A 16,183-nucleotide genomic window follows, 5' to 3' on the forward strand; every position below is an offset into this window, starting at 1 on the left:
CCTGGGCGCCCTCGGCGGCCTTCGGCTTCCTGCCGCGGCGGCGCGGCTTCGGCGCCTCGGCCTCGCCCTGGGCCTCCGCCCGGGCGTCCTCGCCCTCGCCCTGCTGGGGCTCCGCCTTGCGCGCGCGACCGCGACGGCGCGCGGGCTTCTTCTCCGCCTCGGGGGCATCGCCCTCTGCCGTCGGGGCACCGGCCTCGTCGGCGACCTTCGGCTGCTCGCCCTCGGCGGCCGCCTTCTTCGCAGAGCGCCTCCGCGTCGTGCGCTTGGGCTTCTCGCCCTCCGGCGCCTGCTCCGCTCCCTGGGGGGCGTCCGCCGGCTGGGCGCTCTCCTCCGCGGTCTTCTTCGTTACGCGACTGCGTCGCCGCGGCTTCTGCTCGGCGGGCTGTGCCGCCGCCTCGCCCTCTTGCGGCGCCGGCATGCTGGTAGGCTGGTTGTCTTCCTCCATTAAGGACCTTTCTAAAGTCTCCTTGCGCAACCGCGGCCTCGGTGGGATTGGAGCCCAAAACGCTGGCAGACACGCCGCCCCAGCGTTCCTGAGGCCTGGCTACCTTGGCTCCGTTTAAGTGGTGAGGCTTGTGCGCGAGATAAAGAATGCGACCATGCGCAAATTTGGCTTCACTATACCATTTCCCCCGCGAAACACAACCTCGGCAACCCGTTTTGCGCAACGGAATTCCCCGCGACCGCACGGGCGCGGGCGAGAAGGGCGTGGCCCCATGGCCGCGGTCGCGCAGGGGCCGTCACGTGGCCGCGGGCCACAAGAGTGCGGGGGCCCTCCTGGAAGGACCCCGCACGGACGCGCCACCCTCGTTTTGTTGCGCGACGCCTCGCTACTCTGCCTTGAGCCTGCGGCGGCGCCTCACTACCAGCTCGCCTATCCGGCTCACGATGCCGCGCGCCGCCTCGCCGCCCGTCTCGGTTAGCCCCACGTGGAACCCGTGGCGGCTGTCGCCGATCCTCTGCACATAGCCGTCGCCCTCGAGCGCGGCCACGGACATCGAGACCGTCGGCTGCAGCAGCCCAAGCGCATCCACCAGCGCGCTGATAGTGTGCTCATCCCCGTCCAGCACGTAGATGCCAAGCAGTATGAGCTCGCTTGCGTCGCAGTTCAGGGAGCCCATGGCGTCCACGTACGCGCGGATGCGGCTCGCCGTCGTGCGCGAGAGCGGCTCCTGCGGGCGGATGGCCGATCGCGTCGCCTCGCACAGACTGTCCACGACCGTGAGCCCCTTGTACGATATCGTGCAGAATATGTTTCGCTTGTCGTCGGAGCCCTGCTCGCGCTCGATGAGGCCCATCGACGCGAGGTGCTTCGTCCTGTGCGTCATGGTGGGACGCAGGACGTGCTGGTAATCCGCTATGTCGGACGTACGCATCCCGCCTTCGCAGTTCGCGAGCCTGCAAAGGATCGAAAACTCCGAGAAGGACAGCCTCTCGGGCTTGTCCGCATTCTGCCTAACGAGGTTGTACGCTTTGCGGATTGACAAGTATTCTCGTGCGTCCATGTGAGACCTACAGCTCTCTCTGTATCGCTTACTTGCTGCGCTCGCCTATGGCAAGGCGCGCCCCATCTTAGCCGATGGGACGCACCTCGCGCATGGGCCATCGCTTCCCACACGATACAACATGAAATTAAGCGACGTACGGAAACTTAACAATCGTGCCCGTAACGTTACCAATTAGAAAGATAAATGCCGCAACGTCACGCGCTAGCTTGCCTACATTACGTCCGGTGCGGACACGCCGATGAGCTTGAGCGCGACCTCGAGGTTGATGCGCACGGCGTCGCACGCGACGAGACGGGCCTTCGAGACCTCGGGGTCGACGGGACGACCCTCGCTCGGAAGGACCTGGCAGTTCGCGTAGAACCCGTGGAACGCGCCTGCAAGCTCCTCGGCGAAGTGCGTCAGGCGGAACGGCGCACGGTCGCGCGCGCAGCCAGCCACGAGGTCGGGGAACTCGGAGATCTTGCGGGCGAGCGCGGCCTCGGTCGGATCGGTAAGAAGCGACAGGTCGACGGAGTCGCCGATGGCCCTCTGGGCGACCTTCTCCATGCCAAGCTCGAGCGCCTCGTCCTCGCTCACGCCAGCGGCCTTGCGCAGGATGGAGCAGACGCGCGCGTGCGCGTACTGGACGTAGTACACGGGGTTCGTGTTGCTGCGCTGCTTCACGGCCTCGATGTCGAAGTCGATGGTCTGGTTCGAGGACTTGGACACGAGGGTGTAGCGCGTCGCGTCGACGCCCACCTCGTCGATGAGCTCCTGGAAGGTGATCATCGTGCCCTTGCGCTTGGACATGCGGACGGGCTCGCCGTTCCTCAGCAGGTTGACGAACTGGCCAAGGTCGACCTCGAACTTGCCGGGGTAGCCAAGGGCGTCGCACACGTTCGTGACGCGGGCGATGTAGCCGTGGTGGTCGGCGCCCCACAGGTCGATGGAGTAGTCGTCGCGCTGGAACTTGTTCCAGTGGTAGGCGACGTCGGACGCGAAGTAGGTGTACTCGCCGTTCGACTTGATGAGGACGCGGTCCTTGTCGTCGCCGAGGGCGGTCGACTTGAACCACAGGGCGCCGTCGTCGGTCTTGTACAGGTAGCCCATCTTGTCGAGCTTGTCGAACGCGCGGTCGACCTGCGAGGTGCCGGACTCGTCCTTCACGTAGAGCGAGCGCTCCGAGAACCACAGGTCGAACGGGCAGCGGACCTCGTCGCACGTAGCCTTGATGCGTGCGAGCATGGACTTGTAGCTGCGCTCGCGGAACTGCTCCAGGGAGTCCTCAACGGGCACGTCCACCCACTTGTCGCCGTCGGAGGCCACGAACTCGCGCGCGATGTCCACGATGTAGTCGCCGCCGTAGGAGTTTCCGCCAAGCTCCTCGTTGAAGGCGTCCATGTACGGGTGGGTCTCGGGGTGCTCGTCGTCCTCGTCCTCGACGTAGGCCTTGCGGTCGGCGAGCAGCTTGTCGTGCGCGGCGTCCAGGTCGCAGGCGTCCTCGCGCATGATCTCCTCAAGCTGCAGGTAGCGCCTCTGGACGGAGCGCCCGAACACGTCCATCTGCGAGCCGTGGTCGTTGATGTAGTACTCGCGGTCCACGTGGTAGCCCGTGAAGTCGAACACGTTGCACATGGAGTCGCCAAGCGCCGCCCAGCGGCCGTGGCCCACGTGCAGGGGGCCGGTCGGGTTCGCTGAGATGAACTCGTAGTTCAGCTTCAGGCCGTGGCCGAGGTCGCTCCTGCCCCAGTCGGCGCCCTTCTCACGCACCTCCTGCAGCACCTCGTTGTTCGCGGAGGCGTTCAGGTAGAAGTTGATGAAGCCGGGGCCGGCGACCTCCACCTTGGAGACTGCGCCGCTCTTAGGCATGTGGGCGACGATCGCCTGCGCGATCTTCGCGGGGGCCATGTGGGCAAGGCGCGCGGAGCGCATCGCGACGGTGGTGCTCCAGTCGCCGTTGGTTGTGTCTGCGGGACGCTCGACGCCGAGCTCCTTCACCTCGAACTCCGGCAGGTCGCCTGCGGACTGCGCCGCGGCGATCGCCTGCTTGACAAGCTCCTCTATGGTCTCCGGCATACTGGCTCCTTCTCCTTTGGTTTGAGACACATTTTGTGGATAGTCTAGCAGAGTGCCGCACCCATGTGCGGCACTCCAAGAAAGGCAACGCGTATGCGACTGTTTTCGCCGGGCGAGAAGGACGCTACCTCCGGCCAGAGTCCCTCTGCTCGGCCCGGGCAAGGTCGCTCCTGAGCCTCGCGAGCCCGCGCTCCAGCCCCACGGGGTAGATCTGCGGGTTGAGGAAGCGCCTCACGGACGGGTCCAGGTGCATGAGCGCCTCGCGGCAGCGGGCCTTCGCCTGCTCGATGGTGTCCGGGTCCTTGGTGCGCACGCCCTTCTCCACCAGCTGCTCCATCAGCTCGCGGGGGGTGCCGCCGCTCACGTCGTACGTCGTGAGCTCGTCCAGCACGTCCACGATGGTCGCGTCGTCGTCGCCCTTGACGGAGTCGTCCACGATCATGTCGCCCATGGGGCACCCGGCCTCGTCGTAGTAGCGGCGGATGTGCTGCACGCCGGGGATCGTGCGCTTGTACGCCATCTCGCTCAGCTTGATGACGGGGTCCCACGCGTCATCGGGCGTCGCCCGCGTCGCCGAGAGCTTGTACACCCCGCCGAGCGAGGGCTGCGGGTCGCACGTCGCGAGCTTCGTGCCCACGCCGAACGAGTCGATGGGCGCGCCCTGCGCAAACAGCGACTGGATGGTGTACTCGTCCAGGTCGTTCGACACGGAGATCTTCACGTAGTCGAGGCCGGCCTCGTCAAACGCGGCGCGCGTCTCCTTCGACAGCTTCGCGAGGTCGCCGGAGTCTATGCGGATGGCGGCCAGGCGCTCGCCTGCCTGCTCCATCTCCTTCGCGACGGTGATCGCGTTCCTTATCCCCTGGTGCACGTCGTACGTGTCAAGCAGCAGCACGCAGTTCTTCGGGCTCGTCTTCGCGAACGCGCGGAACGCGTCGAGCTCGGTCGGAAACGCCATCACCCACGAGTGGGCGTGTGTGCCAAACACGGGAATCCCGTAGATCTTGCCCGCGAGCACGTTCGAGGTGGAGCTGGCGCCGCCGATGTACGACGCGCGGGCCACGGCGAGGCCCCCGTCCGGCCCCTGGGCGCGGCGCAGGCCAAAGTCGGACACGGGGTGCCCCTCCGCCGCGTGGACCACGCGGGCCGTCTTCGTCGCGACGAGCGTCTGGAAGTTCACGAGGTTCAGCAGCGCGGTCTCGAGCAGCTGGCAGTCAATCAGCGGGCCCTCGACCCTCACCATGGGCTCGCGTGGGAACACGAGCTCGCCCTCGGGCACGGCCCACACGGAGACCCTCATGCGGAAGTCGCGCAGGTACCTCAGGAAGCCCTCCTTGAACATGGGGCCGCCTCCCGGCGCCTGCACCCCAGAGAGGTACTCGATCGCGTCGTCCTCGAACACGAAGTTCTCCACGAGGTCGGCGATCTGCCCCATGCCGCACGCCACCGCGTAGCCGCCGCCAAACGGCGCATCGCGGAAGAACACGTTGAAGCACCCCTCGGCGTCCGCGAGTCCCGACTCCCAGAACCCCTGCGCCATCGTCAGCTCGTACAGGTCGGTGTTAAGCGCCACGTCTGTCGGCTTGGTCGCGTCCGTCAGTGCCATTGCGGTCTCCTCCGTCTTGGTTGTCCCATGACATAGTCCAACGACAGAAGGGTACCACTCACGCGACGAACGGGCCCGCACGTTAGTGGCCGAGCGTCATCACCAGCACGATCGCGACCGTGATGGCCGCCAGGGCGAGAAGGACCACCTTCTGTCCCGTCGGCATCCTCAGGTCGTCGTCGGGCTCCATGAGCTTCGCGTTCCTCTCGCGAAGCTCCCGCGTCCTGCGGTCCCGCTCGGCCTCCGCGCGCGTGCGCTCCTGCTCCGCCTTCAGCCTCTGGAGCTCCGCGCGCTCGCGCTGGACCTCCCGCGCCTGGTCGCGACGCGCCTTCTCGGCTCGCAGCTCCTCGAGCTCCCTGCGCTCGTCGTCGCTCAGTCCGCCGTTCTCTGCCGCCATGTCTGCTCCTCGCTCACGGGCCGCCACCGGGCGGCCGCCTCGTCCTTCTCGCCCGCTAGGCGCGCGCCTTGGGCCCGCCCCCGTCATCGCAGGAAAGCTCCGGGCCCTCTACGCCCGTCGCGTCGAACGCCGGGACGAAGCTCTCGGACACCGTGCCGCCCTGCTGCCACCACATGCGCTCGAACCCAAGGTCGTCCGCGTGGTCGAGAACGGCCTCGTACTCCTCGTCCGTCACGGCGCGCGCCAGGTCTCCCCCGGCCAGCCTGCACCCCTCGTTGGGGGTGTACTGGTTCATGACGGAGAGGTCCACCTCGTTGCCGCACAGCCCCCACACGCGGTCCAGCACCGCGAGCGAGTCCTGCACGTGCCCCGGCAGCACCAGGTGCCTCACGATGATGCCGCGCCGCATGATGCCGCGCGCGTCCTCGCTACGCCCGCCCGCCGCCCTCACGGCGGCAAGCATCTCCCGGAGAGCCTCCTCGGCCCTCTGGGGGTAGTCCGGCACCGCGGACAGCGACCCCGACACGAGGTGCGACGCGTACTTGAAGTCCGTGAGCCAGATGTCGACGACGTCGGACATGGCCCGCACGACCTCCGCGTTCTCGTAGCCAGAGGTGTTGCATACGATGGGCAGGTCCATGCCATGGGCCTTTGCCTCGAGCACCGCTTTCCTCACGTGCGGGGCAAAGTGCATCGGCGTCACGAGGTTTATGTTGTTCGCGCCCTGCGCCTTCAGCTCGAGCATCATCTGGGCAAGGCGCTCGCACGTAACCTCCAGCCCGAAGCCCTCCTGCGATATCTCGTGGTTCTGGCAGAACACGCACCTCAGGGGGCATCCCGTGAAGAAGATCGCGCCGGAGCCGGACTCCCCCGATATGGGCGGCTCCTCCCAGAAGTGGAGCGCGCTCCTCGCGACCCTCAGCGTGGCCGTCGCGCCGCAGAGGCCGGCGCGTCCGGAAGACCTGCGCGCGTGGCACCTCCTCGGGCACAGCTCGCAGCCGTCGTACATGCCAAAGCCGATTTCCATCCAGTCCTCGCATACAAAAAAGCCCGGATGCAATGCATCCGGGCACTGGTTCCAAATGGTGGAGATGAAGGGATTCGAACCCTCGGCCTCTGCCTTGCGAAGGCAGCGCTCTCCCAGCTGAGCTACATCCCCAGAGCAATTCGCGCGAGAAGTATTGTTGCAAGAACCCTAGTCCGTGTCAACCCTAAATCTCGAACGATTTTCTCGTCACATTCTCGGCAAGAAAAAGTCGCCCCCTGCGGTTGCGAAATGAACCCACCTCTCTCAGGTGGGTGCCCTCGTCGTCTGTTCCAGCTTCCTCAGCAACGGAGGATGCCTGTACTGGGAACGATATCTGGGCTCCCTCAAAACGCTTGTCGGTTCACCCAATTGTGTCCGCAGGGGAACGACACCTATGACTATACGGGACCGCCGCCGAAAAAACAGTCTTGACTTGAAGCCCCATCCTGCCAACATTAGGAATTGTGGCCTACCGCTTTCGGGGGCCCTTTTTCATATTTGTGGACCGCGCGCGCGTCGTGCGGGCTCATCCTGTATCATTGCCATGTTAACTGTTGTTTCTGGCGGTGCCAAAGCGGGAGGAGGGTGCATGTATCGGCCTTGGCTGCCATACCTCTGCCTCTTCGTCGCGGCGCTGTTGGCGGCACTGGTCACGACCCCGCTCGCAAGGCGCGTCGCCTGGAGGCTCGGCGCCGTCGACTATCCCGACAAGCGCAGGATCAACACGCGCCCCATTCCGCGCATGGGCGGCATCGCGGTCTTCACCGGCATCATCGCGGCGCTTGTCGTGCAGTACCTCGGCACCAAGTTCCTCGACTGGCCAATGGTGCTCATGCCGGCGCCCTTCCTCCAGAACGTCAACTACAAGCTTCTTGTCTGCGGGTTCGTAGCCATATTCCTCACGGGCGTCCTGGACGACGTGTTCCAGCTCAAGCCCCTGCAGAAGCTCCTCGGGCAGGTCATCGCGTCGCTCCTGGCCGTCGCGTCCGGCGTCGTCATCGGCGTCATCGTGAACCCTGCGACGGAGGGCGCGTTCTACCTCGGCGCCTGGACCTACCCCATCACCATCGTCTACCTCGTCGCGTACGTCAACATCTTCAACCTCATCGACGGGCTCGACGGCCTCGCCTCCGGGCTCGCCTGCATCGCGAGCTTCACGATGTTCATACTCTCCGTCATGTCCGGCAGGACGGACGCCGCGGCCCTCGCCATCGCGCTCTCCGGCGCCACGCTCGGCTTCCTGCGCTACAACTTCAACCCGGCGAGCATATTCCTCGGAGACTCCGGCTCCCTCCTCCTCGGCTACACGCTCGGCATCGTCTCCATGCTCTCCGTCACGCGCGTCGCCGGCCTCACCACTATCATCGTCCCGCTCGTTATCGCCGGCATCCCCATCATCGACACGTTCTCGGCCATCGTCCGCCGCAAGCGCGCCCACGTCAGCATCGGCCAGGCGGACCGTGGCCACATCCACCACCGCCTCATCGCCGAGGGCTTCAACCAGCGCCAGGCGGTCCTCATCATGTACGCGTGGACGGCGCTGCTCTGCCTCGGGACCTTCCTCATGACCCAGGTCTCCGTCATGCCCCGCATCGCGATCTTCGCGTCGCTCCTCCTCGTCTCCGCGCTCATCGCAGGCAAGCTTCACCTCTTCAGGCCCGTGCTCCTCCACCACACCGATCCCAAGACCGGCGACGACGAGCTCGTGTCCCCCCAGGACCCCGAATTTGTAGAAGAAGAGGAGAAGTTCGAGGCGCGTCAGGCCAAGCGCCTCCACAGGCACCACTAACAAGCCTTCTACCTCGCGTTATGCAAGACATGACGCAGCGCGAAAGCCAGCTGCGACCCAAAGGAAGCCTACTGCCAGACCCAAGTAATAGCCTGTTCCCACCATAAGCGACGACGGAGGGAGCAAGGCATGGCAGCAACCGCGCAGCACGAGCTTTTCCGGGAGGTCCTCGGCCACGACGAGAGGCTCTTCTCGGCATTCCTGGGCCACCAGCTTCGCAGGGAGGTGGCGCGCGATCTGTTCCGCGGGGACGGCGCGCCCGACGACGCCTTCTCGCGTATCGACACCGGCGATACGAACCCGGGCGACCAGGGGCTCGAGCCTCCCGACGACGCCACGGGCCCGTTCTTCCCGTTCTGCGAGCCAGGGTTCGCCCTGGATGCCGTTCGCCTCGAGAACAGCCTCAACGGCCCTCTCGAGAACATCCTGAGGTCCGAGTACGAGGAGGGCTTTGCCGACGGCGGTCAGGCCACGCTCGACATGGTGCGGGAGCTCTACGGTGCGCTCGGCGAGAAGGGCGACCTATCGGGGCTCGAAGAGGCCCTCGAGGGCCCCGAGGAGCTCTCTGACGCCATCGAGCACGTCCGGCGCAAGGGCCAGGACGAGCTCCGGCAGCAGGCGCATGATGGCAAGGTGGACCGTGACGCGATCCACGACGCGTCGCCGGAACGGGGTGCGTAGCCCGGTCGCCCACCGCCACGCGCAGCACACACGAGCCTCACCATGCGCCGGCGCCAGAGACACGCGCACAAGAAAGGGGTCCCACGGACTTCTCCGTGGGACCCCATCAACCTTTGCGTGCGAAGGCTACTCGGCGAGGGCCTTCTTCGCGACCTCTGCGAGGTCCGCGAACGCGGCCTCGTCCTCGTAGGCGATCTGCGCGAGGACCTTGCGGTCGAGCTCGACGCCGGCGAGCTTCAGGCCGTGCATGAACTTGCTGTAGGAAAGGTCGTTCATGCGGGCGGCGGCGTTGATGCGCTGGATCCACAGGGCGCGGATGTCGCGCTTCTTGTTACGACGGTCGCGGTACGCGTACTGGCCGCTGTGCTGCGACTGCTCCTTCATGCCGCGGAAGGTGCGGGAGGAGGTTCCGTAATAGCCCTTGGTGCGCTCCACCAGGGTCTGACGCTTCTTACGGCCGGCGACTGCGCGCTTGACTCGTGCCATATCTAATCAACTCCTTGGAAAATGCAATCAAATGACGCGTGCGCGCCTCGTTAGTTCTTGGAACCCATGCGCTGGGAAACGACCTTCACGTCGGCCGGAGCAAGCTCCGCCTCCTTGCGGAAGCCGCGGATGCGCTTCTGGGACTTCTTGGTCAGGATGTGGCTCTTGAAAGCCTTGGCACGCATGATCTTGCCGGTGCCGGTGCGGCGGAAACGCTTTGCCGAACCCTTGTGAGTCTTCATCTTGGGCATGCTAGTTCTCCTTCTCGCTCTCGCTGTCGTCCTCGAGGTCCTTCTCGTCGAAGGCGCCCTTGATCGGGGCGACGAGCATGTGCATGTTACGACCTTCCATCTTAGGCTTCTGCTCGACCGTCGCGTACGGCTTCAGGTCGTCCGCAAGCCTATTCAGGACGTTGAGGCCCTGCTCTGGATGAGCCATCTCGCGGCCACGGAACATGATCGTGACCTTGACGCGAGCGCCCTTCTTCAGGAAGCGCATGACGTGGTTCTTCTTGGTCGTATAGTCGCCCACGTCAATCTTGGGCCTGAACTTCATTTCCTTGACCTCGACCTTGACCTGCTTCTTGCGCGCGGCCTTGGCCTTGCGGTCCTGTTCGTACTTGAACTTGCGATAGTCCATGACCTTGCATACGGGAGGCTCCGCGTTAGGAGCGATCTCCACGAGGTCGAGGTTCTGCTCGTCTGCGATGCGCTGCGCGTCGCGAATGCCGAACAGTCCAAGCTGGGAGCCATCGACGCCAATCAGACGGCAAGTACGTGCGGTGATCTCGTCATTGATGCGAGGACCCTGGTTCTTGGCTATCTTTGACACCTTCCCTTCATCTGCGACGTATCCGTCGCAACAAAAAACTCCTGGCGCATGACATGCGTCCAGGAGACAACGTCCGCCTATGGCGGTTAAGAATCTTTGTCTGACCAGACAGCAGCCACGAGGCGCCGTGTAGGTGGGGGCCAAAGCCCCGCTTTGCAACACACAGGGATAAAGATACCTCATCACCCCGCTGCGGACAAGCAGAACCTGTCCAAAACAGCCACTTCACAATACCACGACATCTGCTGATGCAGATGAAACATTGCTCCAACTGCACGATCGGCAGCCTCTGGTTCGCGTTCGAGTCGTCGCTCTGCCACCTGTGTACGGACACACCGGCATCGACCGCGGGCGTACCGCCTCTAGCAGCAAGACGACTCGGCCTCGGGCTCCTTGGTGAACACCGCGTTCTCGACGTTCTTGAAGAGCGCCGGGGTGCTCGGCGAGAGCGCCTGGATGGTGGAGTTGTTCTGCGCCTTGCGCAGGATGTCCTGCGCGACCTCGCCGGGCAGGACGATCTTGGATGTGTTCATTGCGGCCATTGTCCGCTCCAATCTGCGTTGCTAGTGCTCTTCCTACTCTCCGGAGCCGAACAGCTGGCGGGCGAGCTCTCGCCTTGCGGCGTCCTTTCCGTCGCCGGCGTCGTTCGAGAAGCTCCCGGGCCTGCGCGTGCGGGGCGCGCTCGACGGCTTGCCCCACTTGGCGACAGCCTGTGCGAACGCTCGCATGGACTCCTCGTCGTCACCAGAGATCAGCTCTGCCGGCACGCCAGTGTCCTTCGCTACCTTCGCGCGGACGGCTTCTCGCTCCGCCTTGGCGTTGAGCTCGTCCACCTGCCTCTTGTAGGCGGCGGCCTTCTCCTGCGCCTTCTGGAGCTCGCTCTTGGACTGCTCCTGGAGCTCGTCGTAGGACTTGGCCTTCTCGGAGTTCGACTTCGCCAGGCAATCCCACTTGCAGGCCATGGCCTTCCAGTCGGTATCACCTTCCGTGGACGGCTCCGCATGAACCTCCTCGGGCAGCGACGGTCCCTGCTTGCTCTCGCTCTCCATGTTCGTCTCCCTGTCTGCGCCGTGCGGCGCTCGTCGTAGCCGGCCGTGCGGCCGCCAGTGCGGAATCGCCCGTCTCCGGGCATGAAAAAAGCCGCTCCCGTGCGGGTGCGGCTAGATTCCAAGCGTGATAAGGGGCCGATTCGGGACTCCCTCTTGGCTTTGCGGCTTTTACCGTCTTCCGCCAGGATGCGTCGTGATATTGTAGGTAGCGAAGCGGACGTTCGGCCTACAATTTGGCCTTTTACGTCCGCTTCTTTATATCCTTCAACTTCCCATCTTTGTCCAGCATTGACACGCGCGGAAGCTCATACTCGCAGATTTTTCCCTTATCGCATCTTCGAGTTCGTCGTCAGAAAACAGAGACTCAAAGTTATCGATTGCGACTCGTTTTACGCCGTCCTTTTTGTTTGCAATATCTGAGAAATAGTTGTCTACTGCTCCGTATGGGTTTTGCTGGTAAGTGGCGTTTCTATTTCTATCCCATTTGCAAGGTCGGGAAGACCACGACGGCGTTTCACGCCATCATCATCTCTGTAGTAGTAATAGTCGAATTGGAAGTCCTGCCGGAACCCAAGCATTGCCAACCTGTCCACGCTTCTCCCCTCCCATGGGTTATCTTTGGTCACTGATTTCTCAATCTTCGGAATTGCAAAGGTCGGTTTCGGACACTCACCACGATAAAGCCATCCGTTGTCACGCGTCTCAACCTCTTGGTTTACCTTGTGGTTGCGATATCGAACCCACTTCTGCTCACGGTTCCTGCCCTTTATGGCTGAGAGCTCGCTCTTTGAGAGGGCGTCGAACTCGCCCCTGATGGCCTTCTCGCCTCCGATGGCGTCAGCGCACTCCGTCCAGCGCCTGCGCATCGCATCTGGGTCGTACCCGTCGATCTCTGTCACGCCGTCGACCCTGGGGACGATGATGCAGTCGCAGTGCTCGTGCGACCCCGCCGACGCCGTCATCTCGCTGCGGCAGTCGAACCCGCAAGAGCTGAGCATGAAGCAGCAGCCGAACGTCTCGCGCCCCGTCCCGACGTTCGCGTACCTCACAACGTTCTTGTGGCAGTTGCGCGCCATGTTCTCCAGGGCGGAGCGGTGCACGTAGTAGGCGGCGAGGTCGGCGCAGGACGATAACCTGCTCGTTCGTGTAGACGTGGACGACGAGCGGGCGACCTATGCAGCTTCTTCACGTACAAGGGGAGCCGCGCGATGGTTGTGGACGTATGGTTGCGTACGTGCGCCGCACGTGAACGGAAAGGCAGAGGCTGCAAGCGCTCAAAGCATACGAGCAAGTAAAAAACAACCGCCCCGACGTCTCCGCGATGGAGGAGGCGACAGGACGGATGGACGGTCCACGCAACAGGCAGGCTGACGCTGGTTGAATGGTCAAATGGCTATAGAACCAAGCCTGCCAAATTATTCAATATAGAAATATCCGCTGGTAAAAGATGGTGCCCGAGGTGGGACTCGAACCCACACGCTGTTGCCAGTAGCAGATTTTGAGTCTGCCGCGTCTGCCAATTCCGCCACTCGGGCAATCAAGCGGCCTGCGTGAAAGACTATACCAGAGCTTCCGCGAGGCCGCCGTCACAATTAGCGAAGGTACGGGTTCTGCGCAAGCTCGTCCTCCATGGTCGTCGGGTCGCCGTGACCGCAGAACACGTTGGTGTGCGCGGGAATCTCCCGCTTGAGCCGCGCAAGCGTGCGCGCCATGTCTTCCTGGCTCCCGCCCGCGAGGTCGGTCCTCCCGCATGATCCCTTAAACAGCGTGTCCCCCACAAAGCAGACGTGCTCCGCAGATCCGCCGCCGAGAAGAACTATGCCTCCCGGGGTGTGGCCCGGCATCTCCAGCACCCTGAACTCCGCGGTCCCGACCTTGAGGACGTCCCCCTCCGACAGCGTGAGGTCGGGGTCGGGGGCGTTGTCATCGTACGAGCGGCCGAGCTCGCTCTTCTCGCCCGCGTGCTTCGCGAGCTCCGCATCACGGGCGGATATCGCGTACTTCGCACCCGTGGCCTCCCTCAGGGCCTTGACGCCGCCCACGTGGTCGCCGTGGCCGTGGGTCGCGACGATGTAGCGCACCGTCACGTCGGGCGGGAGGTGCTCCGCTATCGCCTTGCCGGAGTTGCCCGGATCGACCACGAGGCACTCTCCCTGCGACACGTATGCGTAGCAGTTGGTCTCGATGGGACCCACGACGAACATGGCGATCTGGTCGCGGTCGTCGGCGCCGCAGCAGCCGCCGCCGCAGCAGCCACCGTCGTGGTCATGGCCGCCGCAGCAGCCGCCGTCGTGCTCGTGGCCACCGCCGCAGCAGCCGCCGTCGTGGTCGTGGCCGCCACAGCATCCGCCGTCGCCCTGGTGGCTGTGGTTGCCGCAGCAGTGGTCGTGCTCTTCTCCGCAGGCCATCAGACCCTCCTCTTCATCTGGTTGGCGCCCTCGCCCGGAAGGATGCGGCGGGCGCTGTACACCGACGGCACGCGGCCGACCGTCGCCAGAAGCGGGGCCAGGCGCGATGCGTCGGAAATCGCTATCAGGAACCTCAGGCGCGCGGCACCGGACTTCGCCGTCTGCGTCGCCGCCGAGAGGATGTTGCCGCCGGAGTCGCCGATCGCGATGGTGACGTCCTTCAGGAGCCCCATGCGGTCCGTGGCCTCGACCACGATCTCCACCTGGAACTCCGTGGCGCCCGTCGTGTCCCACTCCACGTCGATCATGCGCTCGGGATGCTGCATGAGGCCCTTCACGTTGGGGCAGGTGGCGCGGTGGACGGACACTCCCCTGCCACGCGTCACGAAGCCCACGATGTCGTCGCCCGCAACGGGGTTGCAGCAGTGCGCGAGGTGCACCAGGAGGTCCGGGTCGCCCTTCACCACCACGCCGCAGTTGTTGCCCTGGCGGCGCTTCGCGAGCGAGCGCGAGTTGCCGGCAAGCGGGGCGAGCGGCTTGTCCTCCTCGATCGCCTGCTGCTTCGCGGCATCCTTCTGCCGCTCGGTCTGCTTTTCGGCGCTGTCCTTGCCAAGAGCGGCCTCGATGCGGTTCGCTATCTGCTTGGACGACACCTTGTTGCTTCCGACGGCCGCGAACAGGTCGTCCACGCGCACGTAGTCAAGCTGGCGTACGACCTCGTCTATGGCCTTCACCGTGCGTGGCGTGTTTATGCCAAGGCCGCGCTTGCGAAGCTCGTGCGCGACGTCGCTCCTGCCCTGCTCGGCATCGTCGGTCTTCGTGGCCGTGGTGAAGTACTTGCGGATCTTCGCCTTCGCGGACGGCGTGGCCACGATGTTGAGCCAGTCGCGGCTTGGCTTCGAGTTCTTGTTCGTCAGGATCTCGATGCGGTCGCCGCTCTCCAGGTGGTACGTCAGCGGGACCACGGACCCGTTCACCTTCGCGCCGACGCAGTGGTTGCCCACCTCCGTGTGCACGGCGTACGCGAAGTCGAGCGGCGTGGAGTCGCGCCTGAGGCTCATGACGTCGCCCTTGGGCGTGAACACGAAGATCTCGTCCTCGAACAGGTCGACCCTCAGGTTGTTAAGGTACTCGGTCGCATCGCCCATCTCGTCGTCCGTCGCCCAGTCCAGGCTGCGACGAATCCAGTTGATCTGCGAGTCGATGTCCCTGTCGGAGTTCGACATGGCGCCCTCGGAGTTGCCGGCCTTCTTGTACAGCCAGTGGGCGGCGATGCCGTACTCCGCGCGGTCGTGCATCTCGAACGTGCGGATCTGGATCTCGATCGGACGGGCGTCCGCGCCGATGACCGTCGTGTGCAGCGACTGGTAGCCATTGGGCTTCGGCATCGCGATGTAGTCCTTGAAGCGGCCGGGCAGCGGGTGCCACAGCGTGTGCACCGCGCCGAGCGCGGAGTAGCAGTCCCCCACGGAGCATGCGAGCACGCGCAGCGCGATGAGGTCGTAGATGTCCGAGAACTCCTTGTTCTTGCGGGTCATCTTCTGGTAGATGGACCACAGGTGCTTCGGGCGGCCCGTGATCTGGTAGCCAGAGAGTCCCACGCGCTTCAGCTCCGCGTCGAGCACGCGGATCGCCTCGTGCGTGTTCTGCTCGCGCTGGGCGCGCGTCTCCTGCACCATGCGCGCGATGCGCTCGTACTCGTCCGGCTCGAGGTAGAAGAACGCGAGGTCCTCCAGCTCCCACTTGATGGAGCTGATGCCGAGCCTGTCCGCGAGCGGCGCGTACACGTCCATGGTCTCGCGCGCCTTGAAGCGCCTCCGGTCGGGGGGCAGCGCGGCGAGCGTCCGCATGTTGTGGAGCCTGTCCGCGAGCTTGATGATGACGACGCGGATGTCCTTAGACATGGCAAGGAACATCTTGCGCAGCGTGAGAGCCTGCTTCTCGTCCATGGAGCTCACGCTGATGGAGGTGAGCTTCGTCACGCCGTCCACGAGCTCCGCGACGGTGTCGCCAAAGCGTTCGCGCACGTCGTCCAGGGTGACGGGCGTGTCCTCCACCGTGTCGTGAAGCAGCGCGGCGCAGATGGGGTCCGCGTCCATGCGCAGGTCCTTCGCCAGGATGAACGCCACCTCGACGGGATGGTTGATGTACGCCTCGCCGGAGCGGCGGCGCTGGTCGCGGTGGCAATCCGCCGCGAAGTTGTACGCGTCCTCCACCTTCGCGAGGCCGTCGGCATCTAGGTACTCGGCGCAGGTGCTGCGCAGGATGCGCCAGTTGTCTGCCTGGGGAACGTTCCTTCGTCGGCTGGGCTCCCCCGTGGCCACGGAAGTCTCTCCCATGAAAACC

Annotated in this window: 15 protein-coding genes, 2 tRNA genes and 2 pseudogenes; 2 read left to right on the plus strand and 17 right to left on the minus strand. The window is 64.6% G+C overall.

Annotated elements, in window-relative coordinates:
- The 7 genes and pseudogenes from ACTQWE_RS07145 to ACTQWE_RS07175 all read right to left on the minus strand — a co-directional run.
- A pseudogene (locus ACTQWE_RS07145) lies at positions 1-445 on the minus strand (hypothetical protein); the annotation flags it as partial.
- Between the two features lie 385 nt (positions 446-830).
- Positions 831-1,487 (minus strand): MarR family transcriptional regulator, encoded by a 657-nt coding sequence (locus ACTQWE_RS07150; protein ID WP_441856145.1) that lies wholly within the window; start codon positions 1,485-1,487, stop codon positions 831-833.
- Positions 1,488-1,718: 231 nt separating this feature from the next.
- The gene (gene argS, locus ACTQWE_RS07155) at positions 1,719-3,563 is read right to left on the minus strand and encodes an arginine--tRNA ligase (RefSeq protein ID WP_170104535.1); all 1,845 of its coding nucleotides are present in this window, start codon (positions 3,561-3,563) and stop codon (positions 1,719-1,721) included.
- Between the two features lie 124 nt (positions 3,564-3,687).
- Positions 3,688-5,169, minus strand: coding sequence for a nicotinate phosphoribosyltransferase (locus ACTQWE_RS07160; RefSeq protein WP_441856147.1), 1,482 nt, complete (start codon positions 5,167-5,169; stop codon positions 3,688-3,690).
- Between the two features lie 82 nt (positions 5,170-5,251).
- Positions 5,252-5,566, minus strand: a complete 315-nt coding sequence (locus tag ACTQWE_RS07165; RefSeq protein ID WP_441856149.1) for a hypothetical protein — start codon at positions 5,564-5,566, stop codon at positions 5,252-5,254.
- Positions 5,567-5,621: 55 nt separating this feature from the next.
- Positions 5,622-6,593: a radical SAM protein gene (locus ACTQWE_RS07170; RefSeq protein ID WP_441856151.1), complete on the minus strand. Its 972-nt coding sequence runs from the start codon at positions 6,591-6,593 to the stop codon at positions 5,622-5,624.
- A gap of 56 nt (positions 6,594-6,649) precedes the next feature.
- Positions 6,650-6,725: transfer RNA gene (locus ACTQWE_RS07175), tRNA-Ala, on the minus strand.
- Positions 6,726-7,182: 457 nt separating this feature from the next.
- On the opposite strand from ACTQWE_RS07175, the gene ACTQWE_RS07180 reads away from it, so the two are divergent.
- Both ACTQWE_RS07180 and ACTQWE_RS07185 read left to right on the plus strand, forming a co-directional pair.
- On the plus strand, positions 7,183-8,382 hold the full coding sequence (locus ACTQWE_RS07180) for an MraY family glycosyltransferase (RefSeq protein ID WP_441856153.1): 1,200 nt from the start codon (positions 7,183-7,185) through the stop codon (positions 8,380-8,382).
- A gap of 129 nt (positions 8,383-8,511) precedes the next feature.
- A complete protein-coding gene (locus tag ACTQWE_RS07185; RefSeq protein ID WP_441856155.1) occupies positions 8,512-9,063 on the plus strand; it encodes a hypothetical protein in 552 nt (183 codons plus the stop codon).
- A gap of 126 nt (positions 9,064-9,189) precedes the next feature.
- Here ACTQWE_RS07185 and rplT read toward each other — a convergent pair whose 3' ends face one another.
- The 10 genes and pseudogenes from rplT to ACTQWE_RS07235 form a co-directional block, all read right to left on the minus strand.
- A complete protein-coding gene (gene rplT, locus ACTQWE_RS07190) occupies positions 9,190-9,549 on the minus strand; it encodes a 50S ribosomal protein L20 (RefSeq protein WP_154542312.1) in 360 nt (119 codons plus the stop codon).
- A gap of 50 nt (positions 9,550-9,599) precedes the next feature.
- The gene (gene rpmI, locus ACTQWE_RS07195; RefSeq protein ID WP_154542313.1) at positions 9,600-9,800 is read right to left on the minus strand and encodes a 50S ribosomal protein L35; all 201 of its coding nucleotides are present in this window, start codon (positions 9,798-9,800) and stop codon (positions 9,600-9,602) included.
- Position 9,801: 1 nt separating this feature from the next.
- Positions 9,802-10,380 (minus strand): translation initiation factor IF-3, encoded by a 579-nt coding sequence (gene infC / locus ACTQWE_RS07200; RefSeq protein ID WP_090846990.1) that lies wholly within the window; start codon positions 10,378-10,380, stop codon positions 9,802-9,804.
- A 362-nt stretch (positions 10,381-10,742) separates the two neighbouring features.
- Entirely contained in the window at positions 10,743-10,922 is a 180-nt protein-coding gene (locus tag ACTQWE_RS07205; RefSeq protein ID WP_441921483.1) for a hypothetical protein, read from the minus strand.
- A gap of 33 nt (positions 10,923-10,955) precedes the next feature.
- Positions 10,956-11,429, minus strand: a complete 474-nt coding sequence (locus ACTQWE_RS07210) for a hypothetical protein (protein ID WP_441856159.1) — start codon at positions 11,427-11,429, stop codon at positions 10,956-10,958.
- Positions 11,430-11,860: 431 nt separating this feature from the next.
- Positions 11,861-12,328 carry a hypothetical protein gene (locus tag ACTQWE_RS07215; RefSeq protein ID WP_441921506.1) on the minus strand — a complete coding sequence of 156 codons (468 nt, stop codon included), beginning with the start codon at positions 12,326-12,328 and terminating at the stop codon, positions 11,861-11,863.
- 3 nt (positions 12,329-12,331) lie between these two features.
- Positions 12,332-12,529: pseudogene (locus tag ACTQWE_RS07220) on the minus strand (VG15 protein); the annotation flags it as partial.
- 348 nt (positions 12,530-12,877) lie between these two features.
- Positions 12,878-12,964, minus strand: a tRNA-Leu gene (locus ACTQWE_RS07225).
- Positions 12,965-13,021: 57 nt separating this feature from the next.
- The gene (locus tag ACTQWE_RS07230) at positions 13,022-13,837 is read right to left on the minus strand and encodes an MBL fold metallo-hydrolase (protein ID WP_441856161.1); all 816 of its coding nucleotides are present in this window, start codon (positions 13,835-13,837) and stop codon (positions 13,022-13,024) included.
- Complete coding sequence (locus tag ACTQWE_RS07235; RefSeq protein ID WP_170104526.1) at positions 13,837-16,176, minus strand: RelA/SpoT family protein; 2,340 nt, start codon at positions 16,174-16,176, stop codon at positions 13,837-13,839. Before ACTQWE_RS07235 ends, ACTQWE_RS07230 begins: the two co-directional genes overlap by 1 nt.
- Positions 16,177-16,183: the final 7 nt, after the last annotated feature.

Origin of the sequence: Parafannyhessea sp. LCP19S3_B1, from assembly GCF_052121955.1 — a bacterium.
Taxonomy (GTDB): domain Bacteria; phylum Actinomycetota; class Coriobacteriia; order Coriobacteriales; family Atopobiaceae; genus Parafannyhessea.